Source organism: Bacillus sp. OV166, assembly GCF_900177675.1.
Classification (GTDB): domain Bacteria; phylum Bacillota; class Bacilli; order Bacillales; family Cytobacillaceae; genus Neobacillus.
In genome coordinates this window covers 3,441,342-3,458,919 of sequence record NZ_FXWM01000001.1, presented here as the reverse complement: position 1 = coordinate 3,458,919, position 17,578 = coordinate 3,441,342, and the positions used below count along the sequence as shown (strand labels likewise).

The following is a 17,578-nucleotide window of genomic DNA, read 5'->3' as shown; positions in this document are numbered from 1 at the left end:
ATGATCTGATAGACAAGGAGAAATGAAATGACCTGGATAATTATTTCCACAGTACTAGCTGGATCTGTTGCTTGGCTTATTTTTATCGTAAAAAAGGAAAAGGCGAAACAAAAAGAAATGAGAAGCAACCATTTCCAAGAAGTAACAGCCATTAAAGAATGGCAAAAGGCTTCGATGGAAACTGCAGCAACTAAATTCGATGAGAAGGTCATGCGTTTGAACGAATCATTCCAACGTGAAATAGAAAAACTGTTGATCGAAAACGAAGTGATTCGGAAAAATTATCGAAACGGTGAGGAAATCATTACCCATCAGGTACTAGAAAATTTCAAATCAGATCTAGTTAGAAAGACACTTATCTCACCAGATGAAATGATTATTATGCCGAACATTTTTATTCCTGAGATAAACGGTACTACGCGGCAGATCGATCACATCGTCCTTTTATCAACCGGTATATATATAATAGAAACAAAACACTGGAAAGGCCACATCGTTTTGGGATTACAAAGAATGGGCGGCCACAAGTTTTCGTTCTTAACAGAGATAATAGATAGTGAAAAAGAGGAAACGCTCGTATTTGATAAGGATGAGTCGGGAGCTTTAACTGTGAAGACATATGAAAATCCAATTATTCAGGTTCAGGAGACCGCCGTCTTCCTATCCAATTATTTACAAGATCAAGATATTACCACATGGATCAACACATTGGTATTCTTTAATTACGATGAAAATGAAAAAGAGGTTCACGATTGGTCGGATAACAGCATCGTAAAACGGGTTACGGATAAAGAACAGTTACAACAGTATTTTATCCATGAGCTTACCTCCAAAGATAGAATATATGGCGCTTTTCAGCTTCAAAATATAAAGCATCTGATCGAACACGCTAATTATATTTAAGTTTGCTAGAATTTAAGAGAGGTAGGATACGAGTTTCCTCTTTAGGAGAAAATGCGCCTAAAAGAAGCTTTAATCGTTTTTTTTCGACTTGATTTATTGAATATTAAAGACACAAAAAAGGCAGATGAGGATTCATCTGCCCTTCCTTTGTTAAGCTTTAAAATTCATTCTTTACAGTCAAGTAGAGGGTGACTGATGGCTAAATCCACTAATTTTTACGAAAAATCATTAATGGATTTTAACTTCTTACAACTTTTTCATGCTTTTTGCTTTCATCAATAGGAGCTGGAGCAATACTCTGATCATTGGCTGTTATCAATGCCATAGTCCTTAGCAAACACCATATGTGTTTCCACTAGCACGTTCTCGGTGTTTTCATCTAAATTGAACACCCTGGCACCGCGCAATCTATTTCGTTCTGCCCCTGGAAGGCCGTATGTACCAAAGCCAGTGCTGCCAGCATAGCCTAGCAAGATTCCATAATAATTGCCCATATACGTGTTCACATGGTCATGTCCGCAGAAGACCCCTTTTACATCGCCTCTCTCCAGCATAGCTGAAAACATGCCGCCGTTAATTGGACCCGGGCATTCCTCTTCATTTCTTTCTCCTACAATGCTGTATTTGTTCAGAGCAGTGGCATGATGTGCTTCCGTTCTTCCGTCAACACTTCCAAACCACATAAATCTGTGTTCCCAGAGAGGGATATGAATAAATACAAGTGAAGGAACCTTATGCCCCCATTGCTTCTCCAGTTTTTTTGACGTCTCATAATACCAGCTAACCTGGTTGAAACGAAGCCAGTCCCATGTTGGGTATCCTTTAAAGTCTTGACCTGCAATCGTTGAAGGAGCATATCTTCCACTGTCAAGCAGCCAGAGGTTGAAAGCGGCATCCGTGCCTTTGGAATTTTTGATAAGCAGATTCATATTCCCTGTTCCAGTAATGTCTTTTACTCCAGGCTTGTTCATATTGTATCGGTATGACATATAAATCCGGAGCATGTCCTCCTCATCAAGGCCGCTTTTTGGCGTTGAATCCTCATCATGATTCCCGAAAGTAATGGCCCATTTAATCCCTCTTTGCTCCATTGGCTGGGCTATATTATTAATCGCTTGTTTCATCTCCGTAGGCGTGTCACAGCCTCCTGTGATGTTGTCTCCGTTAAGGACCACAAAATCAGGTTTTTCTGTATCTAGCACTTTTTCCATCAGCTGTATAGTCCGGCGGTCAATGTTTTCATCATCCTGTGTATCGTTAAACTGTACGATTTTGAGTTTTCCGTCCTGATTAAATTGAAGCTTGATATCATCATTTAATTCGGCATGTGCTGTACCAGTGAACAATTCAGCTGGAAGGCCGGCTGATCCAAGTGTTAAGGCAAGTGTACTCATTCCACCGATTTTGATAAATTTCCGTCTGTCCATTTCTAATTTAGAATCCTGATTACTCATAACAAAGCCTCCTAATTTCTTTTATTAAGGATTAAAAAAACTAAACCTATTAATAGATTAGCAAGGCGATATTAAGTCCATGTTTCCTTTTTGTAAATTATCTATTATTTATTGGTAAAGATAGAATTTGGATAATCGTTACCGATAACAATAAAATGAGCCTCCCATTGAAAGAGGCGCATTTGTCTAACTTATCATTCTGTAACCGTTACTTCAATCGGCTCAGCTACTAAATGCCATTCCTTCCCAAGCATTTGGAAGGTATGCATCGCAAATACATTAACCGTTCCAGGCTCAATCGCTTGAATGGTATTTCCTTGGATTTTCACCTTTGTTTCTCCGCTGTTTACAAAGAGCGTCGTCGAAATATTTTCCGTTTTGGCTTCACGATAGTTCACAAAGGATTTCACCTGAATCGTTGCTGATTTTCCGACCTTCAGGTTGACCTTTTTGTTCGGAATTTCCAGACGTATCGGCGCATCCGTCAGCCACTGAGTATAGTCTGTGATTGGTCCAACAACGCCAGCCTCCAAGGCTTGGCCAAACGGATCCTCGTTTCTAAACGTCCAATGCATATTCAGGAATCCGCGCTGGCGCATGAATCGGATGAATTCCGGATTCAGACTCCCATAGTCTGCGTTCAGTGTCGCGTTCATGCTGGCCCCGTACTGCATCATTTGCTGGGCTTTTTTCAGCCTGCTTTCTACCGTGGATGGTACACCTGACGAATAAAGATAACCAGTGCCAACTTCAGGGTTGAGACTGCGGGTATTTCTGATATGATTGGCATTAAAGCTTTGAATCACGACGTTATCAACCATACCGGCTTGCTCGATTTCCTCCATCACTTGCTTCTCGATACCATCCGCCTTAATCTCGACAAGCAGGACTACATCTTTCCCCTTGAACTCATTTAAATACTCTATAAATGTAGGTACCTTCTCCCCTTTGAATTCTGGACTAAACTTGATGCCGGCATCCAGGGAACGAATCTGCTCAAATGTTAAATCCTTTACATACCCTTTACCGTTGGTTGTACGGTCCACAGTATAGTCATGCATAATGACTAGCTTACCGTCCTTCGTCCTCTGAACATCAGTCTCAATCATATCCGCACCTAATTCATAGGCCTTTCGATAGGAAGCCATCGTATTTTCAGGAGCAATGGAAGGTACGCCTCGATGTGCAGCAACCACAGGACGCTGCACAAGGGTATTCTCTGGATACTGCCCCAAAGCTTCAATGGAAGCTGAAGGTTTATCTGTTACAATGCCGTCTATTCCAAGATGAATAATCGAATGGGCCGCTTGCACATCGTCAGCACCGATTCCCCAAACGGAAATGGCACGGCTATGAAAATAATGAACGGTATCAGGGCTAAGATTTTTTTGTGGTATTACTGCCACCATTGCATCACTTTTATGAATGTCACGCGCAAATGCGGCAATGTCATTCTTATTGAAGGATGTCTTATTGTAAAGAAGGGCACCGCGAGCCGTTTTAATATAACCCCTCATTTCTTTAACGATTGCAGGATTGCTGGATAAAATTTGAAAATCCTGTGTCTGTGTTTCCTTCATGATATTCGCGAGACCTTCAATATCCGTATGTTCTTCCACTTGAACAACCGGAATGAATTTGCCTTTCATATTATCTAGGGCTTTTTCAATAGGTGCCCCGTCAACCGTCCATTGCCCCTGCCCGTTCCTATTTGCATGCAGAAGAACTGAAGCTGCACCTTCTTGTGCAACAGATTGCGAAATAATCGTAGGCGGGTTTACTATATTCGTTTTCGCTTCTTTCGGTAGAAATGCGTTCGTACTTGCTAAAGAAGGAAGGGCATTTGGATATTCATTCACTTGAACATTATCGAACTGAACTGTGGTCCCATTCGCTTGAAAGCCAACATCTCCATTTGTCCATTTCCCGGCCTGGTCCGTATCAACCACAAGCTGGCCATCGATAAATTGCTGCACACGATTTCCGCTTGCAATCACTTTTATATGATAAGTCTTATTAAAAGTCATATTTTCAGGATAAAAATTCGTTTCGGGCACAACCCACTGATTGCTTTCATTCCGAATCGCAAACTCCAGCCCGTTCAACGCCGTAGTGCCTTTGCGCATCGCGAATTGATAATACGGATAAGAATTCGGCTGAACACGTTACATCAATGAAGCCCATCGGGTGTCTTCTACTGCACTTTGAAACGTCATGTCTGCTTCAAAAACGTAATTCCCTGTTTGGTTTCCTAAAGGAATCACTACTCTGGCAGGAGCGCTGGAAGATGGAGACGATAATACTAGCTTGCCGTCAACGACCTTGGCATCTCCCTGTACAAGCTTCCAGCCGGAAGGCAGCAATCCATTAGCGATTTGGTCGAAATTCTCCTGTTTGATAGTTTGCTCCGCTGCATGAGCCTTGGTTAAACTATCAATCGGAGCCATCCATAAACTTCCGAAAATACTTGCTGATACTAAAACAGCTGTCAATTTTTTTGATTTTCCCCTGTAATTTGGCACCTAAGTCAGTCTCCTTTTTATTTGGTAGAAACACTGTGACTGAATGACGAGTGTTTTTGTGTATTCTAATAGATAGAGTGCAAAGAAATACATACACTTACTAGGGAAATTGTACTCAATGAAGTTATATGTAGCATTAATGTATTTTAAAGATATTGTAAAAAATTGCAGGCCTTTTGTATTAAGGTATTTTCTACCATTCTCGATATCTAGGACATACTAGGTCTAAATAGTAGTGTTTAACATGTATTCATTTTCATAAACCTAAACAAACTATTGTTGAAATAAGTGAAAACGTTCACAAATAAGTGTGGTAATCGCTTACAAAATCGTATATAATTATATTAAAATTACAACTTGAGAGGTGAAACAGCATGAAAGAATATATTTTTCTTCTAGAAGAACCAGTGGGTACTAGAGAAATTAAGATTTTCGCATCAGGAATGATGGATGCCTTCAAAAAGGCAAAGGAATTTCGAAAAAATATTGTCCAAGGTACTAAATTAAAGGTCAATATGATCTTAAAAGGTGTTAGATATACGGATTAACCTTAAATAAAAATATATTGAAAGGAAAAATCCTAAACTATATGTTCTTATTAAGATTAATAGTAGATAAATAAAGGAGAACACATTCGCTGGTTAACGAAATGTGTTCTCCTTTTAATTTATATTTTTAAAAACTTGGCTTCTTTAGTAATACTAGTATATGTTAATTAGAATTTTCCCCACTACTTACCATTCATTTGTAATTACGACCTTTCCAATTGCCTTTTTAGATTCCAGTAAAGTATGTGCTTCCTTTACTTCATCAAAATTAAAAACTCTTTCATCGACTAAAGGCATGAGTTTCCCTTCCTCTACAAGCTTCGTTACCTCTCTCAAAATCTTCCCGTATTCCTGCCTTTTCTCTTTATTAATTACTTTTAAAAGCATGAAGGTAATATGTAAGGTTAGTGCCTTGGCATGAAGAAGAGACAAATCATGCGTTGAGCGGGCCGCGATTGCTAATACTGTTCCGTATGTGGCAGCAGCTTGGAACGATCGATCGAGATTTTCGCCACCAACAGTATCAAACACAATGTCAAACCCTTTTCCATCTGTATGTTCCTTTACGTACTCCTCCACTGATTGTTCCCTATAATTAATGGACACATCTGCACCCAAACGCCTTCCTATGCTTAACTTTTCCACAGATGAAGCCGTTGTGAACACTTTGGCACCGGCTAGCTTTGCTAGTTGAATTGCCACATGACCTACTCCGCCTGTGGCTGCATGAACAAGGACCGTTTGTCCGTTTTGAACATTTGCACGATTATAAAGTGACTCCCATGCAGTAATTGTTACTAGAGGAAGCGCCGCTGCTTGTGCCATCGTAACATTTTTTGGTTTAGGAGCTAGAAGCTGCACATCCGCAAGCATATATTCAGCAAGGGCACCGTCTGTTCCTTTAAAACCACCTGCGCAACCAAAGACTTCATCACCGACCTTAAACTCTGTTATTCCTTCTCCGACCTCTACAACAACTCCTGCTACATCGCCGTGTAACACCGCCGGAAACTCTGGTGCAACTGCTGGTACCGCTCCGCCGCGAATCTTTGTATCAATCGGATTTACACTTGTTGCTTTTACTTGAATAACAACATGCCCAGGAATTGCTTCAGGGTTAGGAACCTCAGCAATCTCGAAAACAGATGGATCTCCAAATCTTTTAATCACCTGTGCTTTCATTTGTTATCACACTCCTCTCCTATCATTTTACTATAAGCCTCTACAATTTTTAAAATAATGCGAATCCTGGATTTATCTTTTACTAACCTGCGCCCTCAAGCTGCGAAGATCCATCCGTACGTTTAACTTTAGATTAATAGTAGATAAATAAAGGAGAACACATTCGCTGGTTAACGAAATGAGTTCTCCTTTTAATTTATATTTTTAGATACTGGGTTTCTTTACTGAGCACTGTTCATTGGATAGTGGTATCCGCAGTGAAGCTTTTCGTACCAACACAAAATAGGATAGGAAAGCCAGTAAACTGGAGCAAAAGATGATGACGCCCATAGGAACGCCTGAATACGCCCCAGCTACTCCCACAAGTGGAGCCGTTAATGACCCAAGAACAAATGGCAATAAACCTAATAAGGCAGAGGCACTACCCGCAATATGTCCTTGGTTTTCAATCGCTAAAGTAAAGGACGTGGTTCCAATAATACTGATGGAAGATACAAAAAAGAAAATCGGAATCGCAACTGCGAGAAGTGGTGCGTTTAATAGTAGAGCAATGAGTAAACCGGCACCCGCTATATTAGCGATGGCTAAACCTATTTTTAAGAAAGTCCGCTCCGAAATAGTGTCTGCAAATCGACCGACCAACTGACTTCCAATAATTAAAGCTAATCCATTGGTCCCGAATAATAAACTAAATTGCTGTGGTGTGACTTCGTAAATATTCTGATAGACAAACGGAATCCCAGATACATAGGCAAAGATTCCTGCAACAGTAAATCCTTGAGTCAGTGCATACCCCATGAACGTTCGATCTCTGAATAAAGAACGAAAGTTGTTCATGATTTGTGGTAAATTGCTTGGAACACGGTTTTCTGTTGGCAGCGTTTCTTCTAATTTAAAAGCAACCGTGAAGAGCAGCACCGCACCTATACAAGCCAATGCAATAAAAACCCCATGCCAATTGGTAAAAGCAAGAATCCCCCCTCCAGCAATCGGTGCAACGATCGGCCCAAGGTTCCCCACTAACACCATCATCGTAAAGAACTTGGTCAGTTCCCTCCCACTAAAGAGGTCTCGAACAATCGCTCTAGAGATCACAAGTCCGCCGGCAGCAGCAAAGCCCTGGACCAAACGAGCAATGATAAGGAAATAGATATTCGGCGCCAACGCGCATGTTATTGAAGCAAGTAGGTACAAGGTAATAAAGATGAGCAAGGGTTGTCGGCGGCCTTTCACATCACTCAAAGGTCCAATGATCAATTGCCCCAATCCCAGGCCTAATAAACAAGAGGTTAAACTAATTTGTACAAGTGAAGCCGTCGTATGAAAATCTTTTACAATCGTTGGAAAAGACGGTAAATACGTATCGATTGTAAAGGGTCCTAACAATCCAAGTGATCCAAGAAGTATGGCAAGCTGTATTCGTTTTTTTCCACTAGGTTTATTCAATTTCCATCGCCTTTCAATAAAAGAAGTATTTTTTGCTCGTTGCATTTATTTCGATATCCAAAATAATAAATTTTATTATAACCTGAGACTTGCTCAGGGGTAAACAATTAAATTATATGGAAACGATTTCAATTTTCGCCTTTTTGTAATGAAAAATGAATCAAGGGACGGTTCTCATGCTCCGTCCCCTTGCTTTATAGTAAAATCCAATTTAATTATCTCCTTTACTGTAAGATCAAGCCGGACATGAAAAGGATATTTTACAAGCAATGAAGACAGTAAACAAAGCAAATCAGGGCAGATCCTGATTTCTAGTGGGTTTTTATTTTGGCTTTTAACATTAACATGAACGATAACAACAACCAGAATATTTACATCAATAGTAATCCGAATATTCACATTAATATTAAAAGGCAGTCGTTAATTAAAATTATCTGAATATTATTTTTTAGTGGGATTTGTCCCCTTAACCTGCTTTAACGTCGCTAATATAAGAAAGCTGACGATCACTAATAAGACCCATGAACTCACCTTTCCTAAATCAACGAGGCCCCATGGATCGGTTTGGTTTGGATATTTCCATGCTCCAAAAAACGTTGCGATATTTTCGGCTATCCATATAAAAAATCCGATCAGCACAAAAGAAAGTGCGAGTGGCATACGGTAACGAGTTCCAACAACCTCGTATGTGACCCATGATTTCCAAAAGACGATTATGACAAGTCCAAATAACCACCAACGAACATCAAACCAATAATGGTGAGTGAAAAAATTCAAATAAATAGCAGCTGCAAGAGATACAACTACGGAAAATGGCGGCCACTTAATCAGTTTAACCTTAAGCCTCCTCCACGCCTGGCAAAGATAACTCGCCACACTTGCATACATGAATCCGCTATACAAAGGCACTCCAAAAATTTTGAAATATCCTTCCTCTGGATAAGACCAGGAGCCCATATGTGTCTTGAAAAGTTCAAGAGCGAGTCCAATCAGGTGAAACAGTGTGATTACTTTTAGCTCATCCCTTGTTTCAAGCCCAGAACGGACCATCCACCACTGCATCAGAAGGGAGATGATGAGCAGCCAGTCATACCGTGGCAGGAGGGGAAGTGGAAGGATTTGTGTAATAGCCAAAGAGGCAAAAATAACAACAGGAAACAAACATGATAGAGCCTGCTCCCCACCAAAACGAACGAGCTGTTTTAGAGCTGCGATGAATTGTGCCTTCAAAGGTTTCCTCTGAGAATCATGTTGTATAGGTAAATTCATAAGTAATTCCCCTTTTATGAATTGGATTGATTGGAATAATGGAAAAACAAAAATTGATATTCTTCAGAGCTTTAACAGACCATTCAGAGAATGCTTGGTTCTTGTGAATATAGCTTAAAAGTTTATATGCTCGTATCATAAAAGCACCTCACTATATTTTCTTAAAATTGATTATAAGATAAAATTTATTGAATATCAATAAATTTTTATCTATATTTAATATATTATTATCGATTAATCAAATTCATAAAAAAGAACGGACATGCAGCTGCATGTCCGGTAAGCAAAAGACGGTTCCTATCTAAGGAGACCGCTGTGAAGAGATTTTATTAAAAGTTTAAAGAAGTGCCTGACACCCAATCATTTCGAATTCGTAAATTGGGTACTATTGTGCCTTATTGTAAACAATCGAAAATCTTTTTTATTATTTGTATCATCCATACTTTTTTTATGCTAAGGTCGATATTTTCTTGGACCTCTTTGATCCTCTTTTTATTAGCAATTAAAGTACTCATCTTCTTAGTCCGCCCAACTTATTATTTTTTGTATAAACCTTTCTATTATTATGGTATCTAACTAAATATTTGCCCTATTCGTATTTGTAGCGGACGATTTAAAAATATTGAATTCTAACCATTCTTTCAAAATTTGATAATCTTTAAGTTGTTGATCCATGTTTCTGTGTATATTCATCACTTTAGGGCTAGTATGATATAGTGGCATTAGGAAAAATCCATTCCAAAGATGAATTGTTCCTGCGTCCTTGCTTAATTTTAACGTATGATTTCTTATTTTACTTAATGCTTTTAATGCACTAGACCCTAATGTAATAATAATTTCCGGTTTAATAAGTTCAATCTGTTCGCTTAAAAAATTGGAACAGTTCTTAATTTCTCCATCTTTAGGAGTATCATTATTCCCCTCAGTATCTAAAGGCAAGCATAATACTGCGTTAGTAATAAAAAAATCGTCTCTGGTTAAACCAATTGAAACTATCAATTTTTCAAAATTATCACCAGACTGATCACCGCTCATCGGAATCCTGCTTATCTCTGCTCCAAACCTCCCAGGTGCTTCAGCAATAAACATAATTTTCTTTTTGATATCTGCTTCAGTCATTGAAAACACTGGATTACACCGATTCATTCTAGGACAATTTGGGCATTCTTTTTTTTCTATCTTCTCTAACAGTAAATTAAGCTTTAATTTCTTATTGTGTCCCATTGCCAACACCCCGATTTTTTTTAAAACAGCTTCCTTTTAATTGTGGGGGCTTTAAGACCATAATCCAGGCCCTCTGAATCCTCTAAACGGTCGATAAAATCCTTTCTAACACTTCCCTATCACCCTGTAAAAGTTACTTTTACTTACAGACCGATAGAACTATAATTAAATTCGATTTATTGGGTGAATATTCCTGTTTCGTTTTAAAAAAATAAAGCAATAACGGAATGGCAGAAGAATAAAGTAAGCTGTTATACAAGAAATAATTTGATAAAATTGTAATAACTTCCTTATATTTAGTCTGGGAATGGTAGCATTTTTGTGAAAATATATGATAAATGCAGGTGAAAAAATTGGGAAAAACAATTTCAAATCAAGAAGCAGAGACCCTAAGGAAGGAGTTCCGTACATATTTAGCAGAAAATCATCCAGATTGGAGTGATAACACCATTGCCGTCCACTATTCTGACGCATTCTTCGCATATAATAATAATGTAGGGATAGATTTTTGGTCGAGCTTTTTAGATGAGGCATCATTAAACATAGCTGAAGACAAAATCCGGGATTATCTTAAATCGCACAACCAATCCCATCGTGCCAAAGAGCGAGCTAGTGGGTATTTGCATTCTATGAAGCATTTCAAGGCTTTTTTAGATGAAAGGCATCCTAATCTAGCAATAGACTGGAGTGGCAAAACTGCAAGCAATACATATTTAAAAACGGCTTTCCAAAATTGGATGCGGCGACAGAAAAAATCAAACGGAGAACCGTATAAATCTAATACCATTACTGCTTATACCAATTCACTTAAAAATGCTACAGCTAAATTAAACATTGATGATTTACCAGAAACTGATTTATTCCATATAACATCAGTTGCTGGATTTGAAGAGGTATACAAAACCATTACTTCTGCACCTAATTTTCATGAAGTGGACTTAGCTGCTGGCAATAAAGCGTATTCTAATGGATTGGTATTATACTCAAGATTTCTAAAGGAATTAGAAGAACCGTCCTGCTGGGTATTCCAGGGAAACCCTAAATTTTATGATGTTATTGGTGCTGTTCATGATCTTGATACCATTACTTGGGCTGTCAATCAAAATCCTAAACAAATTAAAAAAGGAGACAAAGTGTACATCTGGCTATCAGGACCTCAAGGCGGCATCGTCGCTTCTGGTACCATTCTTTGTGATCCAGAGATTAAACAGCCCGAACGAAACGATCCGTATAACCGTTCCGAGGATCTAAACAAAGAGCCCTATTTAGGTGTTGATATTGATATACAAAGAAAGCTAATTGACTCTATTGTAGAAAGAACTACTTTACTTGCTGATGAACGGACAAAACGTATGGAGATACTAACCTATCCAGGTGCAACTAATTTTCGTGTCAGCAAGAAAGAATATGAAGTCATCGAAAGTATAATAACAGGCTCTTATAAAAAGGTACCTTCATCTCCCACCCCAACTCCAGCGGTACAAAAAGAAAAAAAACGGTATTGGATCTATGCCCCAGGGGAAGGCTCCAGCAAATGGGAGGAATTCTATGATAAAGGAATCATGGGAATTGGATGGGACAAACTAGGTGACTTAAAACAATACCCTACAAAGGATTCAATGAAGACTAAAATGAAAGAGATATATGGTGAAGAATATTCCTATATGAATGCAGGACACCTCACATGGCAATTTGCGAATGAACTGAAAATTGATGATGTTATCATTGTGAAAAAGGGGCTTAAGAAAATCATTGGCCGGGGTATAGTCACTTCTGACTATATTTTTGATGACTCAAGAAATGAATTTAAGCATATACGTAATGTTCGGTGGACGCATAGAGGTGAATGGGATCACGAGGGACAAATTGTTTTAAAAACTCTCACGGATATTACACCCTATACGGATTATTATAAGAAACTAGAAGATATGTTTATTTCAGAGACAGATACGGAAGTTCCAGAAGATGACCCAGTACACTATGAAAGCTATACGGCAGAAAACTTCTTATCTGAAGTGTATATGAACGAAGATAAGTATCACACCCTTAAGAAGATTCTTCTTAAAAAGAAGAATCTTATTTTGTTAGGTGCCCCCGGTGTTGGAAAGACCTTTGCTGCAGAACGCTTGGCCTACTCGATTATGGGTGAAAAAGATACCAGTCGTGTTATGATGATACAATTTCATCAAAGTTACAGCTATGAAGATTTTATCATGGGTTACCGCCCTACCGAAAAAGGCTTTTCCTTATCTAAAGGCCCTTTTTATAAGTTCTGTAAAGATGCTGAGCCAGATGAACGGCCCTACTTTTTTATCATTGATGAGATCAACCGGGGAAACTTAAGTAAGATATTTGGGGAATTATTAATGCTAATCGAACATGACAAACGTGGTAAGGATGTCCGTTTGCTTTATTCAGATGAACAATTTTCCGTACCAGAAAATGTTCATATTATTGGAATGATGAACACAGCTGACCGCAGTTTAGCGATGATTGATTATGCCCTTCGCCGCCGGTTTGCCTTTTATGAATTTGACCCGGCATTCAGCAGTGATGGTTTCAAAGAATATCAAGGAAACATTGCGAGTGAGAAGTTTGACCGGTTAATTGATACGGTAGTGAAACTAAATCTGGATATCTTGGAAGATGCTTCCCTTGGAAGTGGCTTTCAGATTGGGCACAGTTATTTTTCCACTAATGAATACGTTGATGATGGATGGATATCAGATGTGATTGAATATGAATTGATCCCTTTGATTAAAGAATACTGGTTTGACGAGCCATCCAAGATTGAGCACTGGAGCAGCAAGCTGCGCGTTGCTATTCATGATTAAGATAAAAAATATTTACTATATGCTGGCTTATGCCTATCAGTCACTGAACGAAGCCAGCTTCAAAAATATTCAATCAGAAGAATTTGAAAACCTTCATGATTTGATGGCAGCCATTCTTATACGCGGTGTTTCAAACCAATTGAAACGAGGTTTACATAAGGATTATCTCGTTTACACTGAAGCCACAGGTAACTTAAAAGGCAAAATAGATATAACAAGCTCTATTCGTCAAAACACGTTGATGACACGGCGGATGGTTTGCCATTACGATCAATTTTCGGAAAATACACCTTTAAATCAAATAGTAAAGACAACCATGGAACTACTTATTAAATCCGGCGATGTTAGAGTTGCCAATCGTAAGGGATTGCAAAAGCTTACCTTGTATTTTAGGAATATAGAAACTCTTAATCCATTCGCAATCAACTGGAACGCATTAATCTATCACCGTAATAATGCTACCTACAAACTACTCATTAATATCTGCCAGTTAGTCATCAAAGGTCTTTTAATGACGACTGAAACCGGTGAATATAAAATGAATGAGTTTTTGGATGACCAATTAATGCATCGCTTGTATGAGAAATTCTTACTTGGTTATTACAAAAAAGAGTATCCTCATTATTCTGTCAGTGCTTCCTACATTGACTGGAATGTGGACGATGATATCACCGATTTTCTACCGACCATGAAAACAGATATCACACTTACCCATGGGGCTAAAACACTGATTATTGATGCCAAATATTATGGGCGTACCATGCAAACACACTCTTTGTTTAATAGCAAATCGATTATTTCTGCTAACTTGTATCAGATTTTTACTTATGTAAAAAACAAGGATCGAAATGGGAGCGGAAATGTCAGCGGAGCCCTTTTATATGCAAAAACTGATGAAGATATCACTCCAGATAACGATTATTCAATTGGCGGGAATCGGTTTAGTGTGAAGACTCTTGATTTGGGGGCAGATTGGCGAGAAATTGTCGTACAACTAAGGGCTGTTGTAGCGCTTTTATAAAAGTTTCACTATAATTAAGAGAAAAGAAACCATGATAAGTATGGTATCATGGGTAATACTGTAAAATATTTATTAAATTTTCACAAAGAAGAAAATGTGTGAACCTAATCTTTTGAAAAATTTGGAGATAGTAATGGTATAGGTTATAATAAAACCAATTATTGAATAAATTAAAAAAGACCGAACATGCAGTAACATGTCCGGTCCAGCAATAGACGGTTCCCTCAAAAGGGATCAACTATGAAGTGAGTAATCCACCCGAGCCTCTAAACTCAAGGGTGGATTATTTTTGTTTAAATGACAGTACGGCTACGATTAAACTGGCAAAAGCAATCGTAATCATTAAAGCTTCAAAAACTGTCATTCAGCATCACCCCCTTTCTATTGGGAGTGTGCCGACCACCCTTGAGAAATCCTATTCTCTAATATCATTAAAGTATAAACATGAAAAGATTTTATTATAGTTTAAAGATGTCTGACACCTGATCATTTCGAATTCGTAAATTGGGTACTATTGTGCCACATTGTAAACAATCGAGAATCTTTTTTCGCCCAACCATTTTTCTCCGTTGGCATCTATTTTAATGGTAGCCGTATAATCGCCTTCCATTTCAAATGTAGCTTGTCCAACATACACACCATTTCCTGTTTCCTGCATTTTCATAGAAATATCTCCATGACTCATCCCTTGCATATCCAAATCTGCGCTAACCTTCGCACCTTTTACTGGTTTACCTTCTCGATCGAAAATCTTCATTTGAATAGGAGTAGATTGATCGGGTGTAAATGATTTGGGAGTAACTAGCTTGATTTCAAAATTATTGGAACTGCAGCCTGTTATCAAAATTAAAATGAGGCTAATAATTAAACTAGTAAATTTGTTCATTACTCCCCATCCTTTCTTTAGTTTTATATTGATAAAATAAAATGAGGCATTCACCATCTAAGATTATCATCCAAAACCATGACAGTTACAAATATTTAATTTGAGCGGAAGGGCTATATTTTTTATTGTGGAAAAGAAAAAGCCAGATATGCTTCGGCATATCTGGCTTAGTGTTGTCCTTCTAGTTCGTATCCTCTTAGATCGGCATCTCCTTGCCGGTATGATCGACGAATTGGAACCTTGTCTTGGGCATCACTTTGCGTTCGATCAGATCCAGGATGCCGCTTGCGGCTTCGCGGGGATCAGATGGCGCGTTCTCTCCGCCCATATCCGTCTTCATCCAACCGGGATGAATGCTGAGCACCTGAATTCCCCGGTTTTTAACGTAAACCTGTAGTTGTTGGCTGAACATATTCAGCGCCGTCTTCGAGATCGAGTATGGGTAATCGTCTGGATAGGCGTTGCTGATGCTCCCCGCTTCCGAGGAAATGTTGATGACCGATGCGTCATGCTCCGTCAGCAGCTGCAAAAAATGCTTGACAACACGCAGCGGACCGTACAAATTCGTATCGAACGACTTGATGACTTCGTCCATATCCAGTTTCTCGATAGGGGTGTTGCGCGCCGTAAGGATCGCCGCATTGTTCACGATCGCGCCAAGCTCCCTGCCTTCATCCTTCAACTGAGAGGCAAGCGCAGCGATGCACGCTTCGTCCGTTACGTCCAGGTCGGCCACAATCAGACGAACTCCGTGCTTATCGGCAAGCTCGACCAGTTTGCCGTTGCTCGCTCCTTGCCTGCGAACGCCGGCAATCACGGTATGACCGCGCCTCAGCGCTTCGGCCGTCATTTCATAGCCCAATCCGCGGCTCGCGCCTGAAATTAGCAGATTCATAGTTAATCCTCCTTTATTATGCCATCGGTAATGATGATATGCGGCTTCTCAAAGCCAAAAAATTCCGTGTACGCCTGGCTCACCTTCTCGATATCATGGACCAGAATTCCGATATGCGTAATGACATTAGTGCTCTGCAGTTCTGCCATCTTTATCATCCTTTCGATAAAAGAAATTTCTTTGAATATCGAGGGGTGACCGTATTAAAGCCTGCATAGCCGCAGGAGTTCTGTCTGTCGTGGAAGCGTACCAATCTGCTTTCGTTGAGCAAACGTTATGGGACAACAAAGCTCTTGGACTTGTAAAAATGCAAATCGAAACGTCTAAGTTACGGCACCGGCTATTCCCTAACGGATGCTGCTGCTCTTTCAAGCGCTAGAATCACCTTATCGCACCACATATCGAATTCCTTGTCTTCTTTCTGAAACTCGGGATGCTCCAATACGTACTTCAACGTTTGCTTAATCCCTTGGTCAAAGCGGGTCGTTGCGACAAAATTGGGCACCAGCCTCTTAAGCTTGGAGTTATCGAATACAACGGAATTCGCCTTATCCCCTATCAAGGCGCCTCTATAATCCTCTGTACTGCACGCAGCCAAAAACTCCGATGAAACATGAACCGCACGGAGTTCGACCCCGAGCGCATCGGCTATCGCCGCGTAGATTTGATTCCAGGTCAAAGTTTCGTCGGATGTAATATTGACGGATTCCCCGATGGCATGCATATTGTCCATTAACCCGATAAAACACTTTGCAAAATCGCTGTTGTGCGTCATCGTCCAGAGGGATGTTCCGTCTCCGTGAATGATGACGGGTTGGTTGTCCAACATGCGTCTGACAACCTGCCAAGTTCCATTCTTTCCGTGAACACCCAGCGGTATGGAACGTTCGTCATAGGTGTGGCTGGGCCTCACGATCGTAATGGGAAAGCCGTTGTTCCGGTATTGCTTCATCAAATATTCTTCACAAGCGATCTTGTTTCTCGAATATTCCCAATAGGGATTGGATAACGGCGTGCTTTCGGTAATCCGATAGTCAGCTAGTGGCTTATGGTAGGCGGAAGCGGAGCTGATAAACATAAACTGCTTTGTTTTTCCTTGAAACAAGCGGTAGTCTCTTTCCAGCTGTGCAGGATGAAAAGCAATGAAATCCGCAACGACATCGAAGTTCAGATTTTGGATCAGCTGCGATACATGCTCCTCGTCGTTAATATCCGCTTGAAGAATGTTTACGTTGGCCGGCAAGCCCTCATTACGGGTGCCCCTATTCAGGAGATACAGCTCGCAACCTTGTTCCAACAACAACCTCGTGATAGCAGAGCTAATCGTTCCAGTTCCTCCAATAAATAACGCCTTCATATTCCGCCTCCTCAAAAATTTTTTACGGTTTGATCTC

16 protein-coding genes and 2 pseudogenes are annotated in these 17,578 nt (G+C 39.7%); 4 read left to right on the top strand and 14 right to left on the bottom strand.

Annotated features, from left to right (window positions below):
* Positions 1 to 27 precede the first annotated feature (27 nt).
* Positions 28 to 903 (top strand): nuclease-related domain-containing protein, encoded by an 876-nt coding sequence (locus CCK98_RS16785; RefSeq protein ID WP_088087609.1) that lies wholly within the window; start codon positions 28 to 30, stop codon positions 901 to 903.
* 302 nt (positions 904 to 1,205) lie between these two features.
* Here the strand turns inward: CCK98_RS16785 and CCK98_RS16780 are convergent, their stop codons facing one another.
* From CCK98_RS16780 to CCK98_RS16770, 4 genes and pseudogenes are all read right to left on the bottom strand, one after another.
* A complete protein-coding gene (locus CCK98_RS16780; protein ID WP_256942383.1) occupies positions 1,206 to 2,357 on the bottom strand; it encodes a metallophosphoesterase family protein in 1,152 nt (383 codons plus the stop codon).
* Positions 2,358 to 2,551: 194 nt separating this feature from the next.
* Positions 2,552 to 4,006, bottom strand: coding sequence for a glycerophosphodiester phosphodiesterase family protein (locus CCK98_RS36395; RefSeq protein ID WP_373408537.1), 1,455 nt, complete (start codon positions 4,004 to 4,006; stop codon positions 2,552 to 2,554).
* Positions 4,007 to 4,225: 219 nt separating this feature from the next.
* A pseudogene (locus CCK98_RS36390) lies at positions 4,226 to 4,498 on the bottom strand (family 16 glycoside hydrolase); the annotation flags it as partial.
* A 24-nt stretch (positions 4,499 to 4,522) separates the two neighbouring features.
* Positions 4,523 to 4,879 (bottom strand): hypothetical protein, encoded by a 357-nt coding sequence (locus tag CCK98_RS16770; RefSeq protein ID WP_088087607.1) that lies wholly within the window; start codon positions 4,877 to 4,879, stop codon positions 4,523 to 4,525.
* Between the two features lie 374 nt (positions 4,880 to 5,253).
* Between CCK98_RS16770 and CCK98_RS35470 the strand changes: the two genes are divergently transcribed.
* Positions 5,254 to 5,427, top strand: a complete 174-nt coding sequence (locus tag CCK98_RS35470) for a hypothetical protein (RefSeq protein ID WP_179195840.1) — start codon at positions 5,254 to 5,256, stop codon at positions 5,425 to 5,427.
* A gap of 186 nt (positions 5,428 to 5,613) precedes the next feature.
* On the opposite strand, the gene CCK98_RS16765 is transcribed toward CCK98_RS35470, so the two are convergent.
* The 5 genes and pseudogenes from CCK98_RS16765 to CCK98_RS16745 all read right to left on the bottom strand — a co-directional run bounded on the left by CCK98_RS16765 (position 5,614) and on the right by CCK98_RS16745 (position 10,548).
* On the bottom strand, positions 5,614 to 6,609 hold the full coding sequence (locus CCK98_RS16765) for a zinc-dependent alcohol dehydrogenase family protein (protein WP_088087606.1): 996 nt from the start codon (positions 6,607 to 6,609) through the stop codon (positions 5,614 to 5,616).
* 204 nt (positions 6,610 to 6,813) lie between these two features.
* Positions 6,814 to 8,055 carry a Bcr/CflA family multidrug efflux MFS transporter gene (locus CCK98_RS16760; RefSeq protein ID WP_088090438.1) on the bottom strand — a complete coding sequence of 414 codons (1,242 nt, stop codon included), beginning with the start codon at positions 8,053 to 8,055 and terminating at the stop codon, positions 6,814 to 6,816.
* Positions 8,056 to 8,496: 441 nt separating this feature from the next.
* Entirely contained in the window at positions 8,497 to 9,270 is a 774-nt protein-coding gene (locus tag CCK98_RS16755) for a DUF817 domain-containing protein (protein ID WP_088090437.1), read from the bottom strand.
* Positions 9,271 to 9,370: 100 nt separating this feature from the next.
* Positions 9,371 to 9,463 (bottom strand): annotated as a pseudogene (locus tag CCK98_RS37070) (DUF2975 domain-containing protein); the annotation flags it as partial.
* Positions 9,464 to 9,900: 437 nt separating this feature from the next.
* Positions 9,901 to 10,548, bottom strand: a complete 648-nt coding sequence (locus tag CCK98_RS16745) for a uracil-DNA glycosylase (RefSeq protein ID WP_088087605.1) — start codon at positions 10,546 to 10,548, stop codon at positions 9,901 to 9,903.
* Between the two features lie 353 nt (positions 10,549 to 10,901).
* Between CCK98_RS16745 and CCK98_RS36380 the strand changes: the two genes are divergently transcribed.
* Complete coding sequence (locus CCK98_RS36380) at positions 10,902 to 13,382, top strand: AAA family ATPase (protein WP_256942382.1); 2,481 nt, start codon at positions 10,902 to 10,904, stop codon at positions 13,380 to 13,382.
* Entirely contained in the window at positions 13,375 to 14,403 is a 1,029-nt protein-coding gene (gene mcrC / locus CCK98_RS16735; RefSeq protein ID WP_088087604.1) for a 5-methylcytosine-specific restriction endonuclease system specificity protein McrC, read from the top strand. Before CCK98_RS36380 ends, mcrC begins: the two co-directional genes overlap by 8 nt.
* A gap of 283 nt (positions 14,404 to 14,686) precedes the next feature.
* Here mcrC and CCK98_RS37065 read toward each other — a convergent pair whose 3' ends face one another.
* From CCK98_RS37065 to CCK98_RS16720, 5 genes are all read right to left on the bottom strand, one after another.
* Positions 14,687 to 14,767 carry a putative holin-like toxin gene (locus tag CCK98_RS37065; protein WP_373408536.1) on the bottom strand — a complete coding sequence of 27 codons (81 nt, stop codon included), beginning with the start codon at positions 14,765 to 14,767 and terminating at the stop codon, positions 14,687 to 14,689.
* Between the two features lie 147 nt (positions 14,768 to 14,914).
* Positions 14,915 to 15,289 carry a FixH family protein gene (locus CCK98_RS16730; protein ID WP_179195838.1) on the bottom strand — a complete coding sequence of 125 codons (375 nt, stop codon included), beginning with the start codon at positions 15,287 to 15,289 and terminating at the stop codon, positions 14,915 to 14,917.
* Between the two features lie 196 nt (positions 15,290 to 15,485).
* A complete protein-coding gene (locus CCK98_RS16725) occupies positions 15,486 to 16,184 on the bottom strand; it encodes an SDR family oxidoreductase (protein ID WP_088087602.1) in 699 nt (232 codons plus the stop codon).
* Positions 16,185 to 16,186: 2 nt separating this feature from the next.
* A complete protein-coding gene (locus tag CCK98_RS35465; protein ID WP_179195837.1) occupies positions 16,187 to 16,333 on the bottom strand; it encodes a hypothetical protein in 147 nt (48 codons plus the stop codon).
* A gap of 191 nt (positions 16,334 to 16,524) precedes the next feature.
* Entirely contained in the window at positions 16,525 to 17,541 is a 1,017-nt protein-coding gene (locus tag CCK98_RS16720; protein ID WP_088087601.1) for an SDR family oxidoreductase, read from the bottom strand.
* Between the last annotated feature and the right edge of the window lie 37 nt (positions 17,542 to 17,578).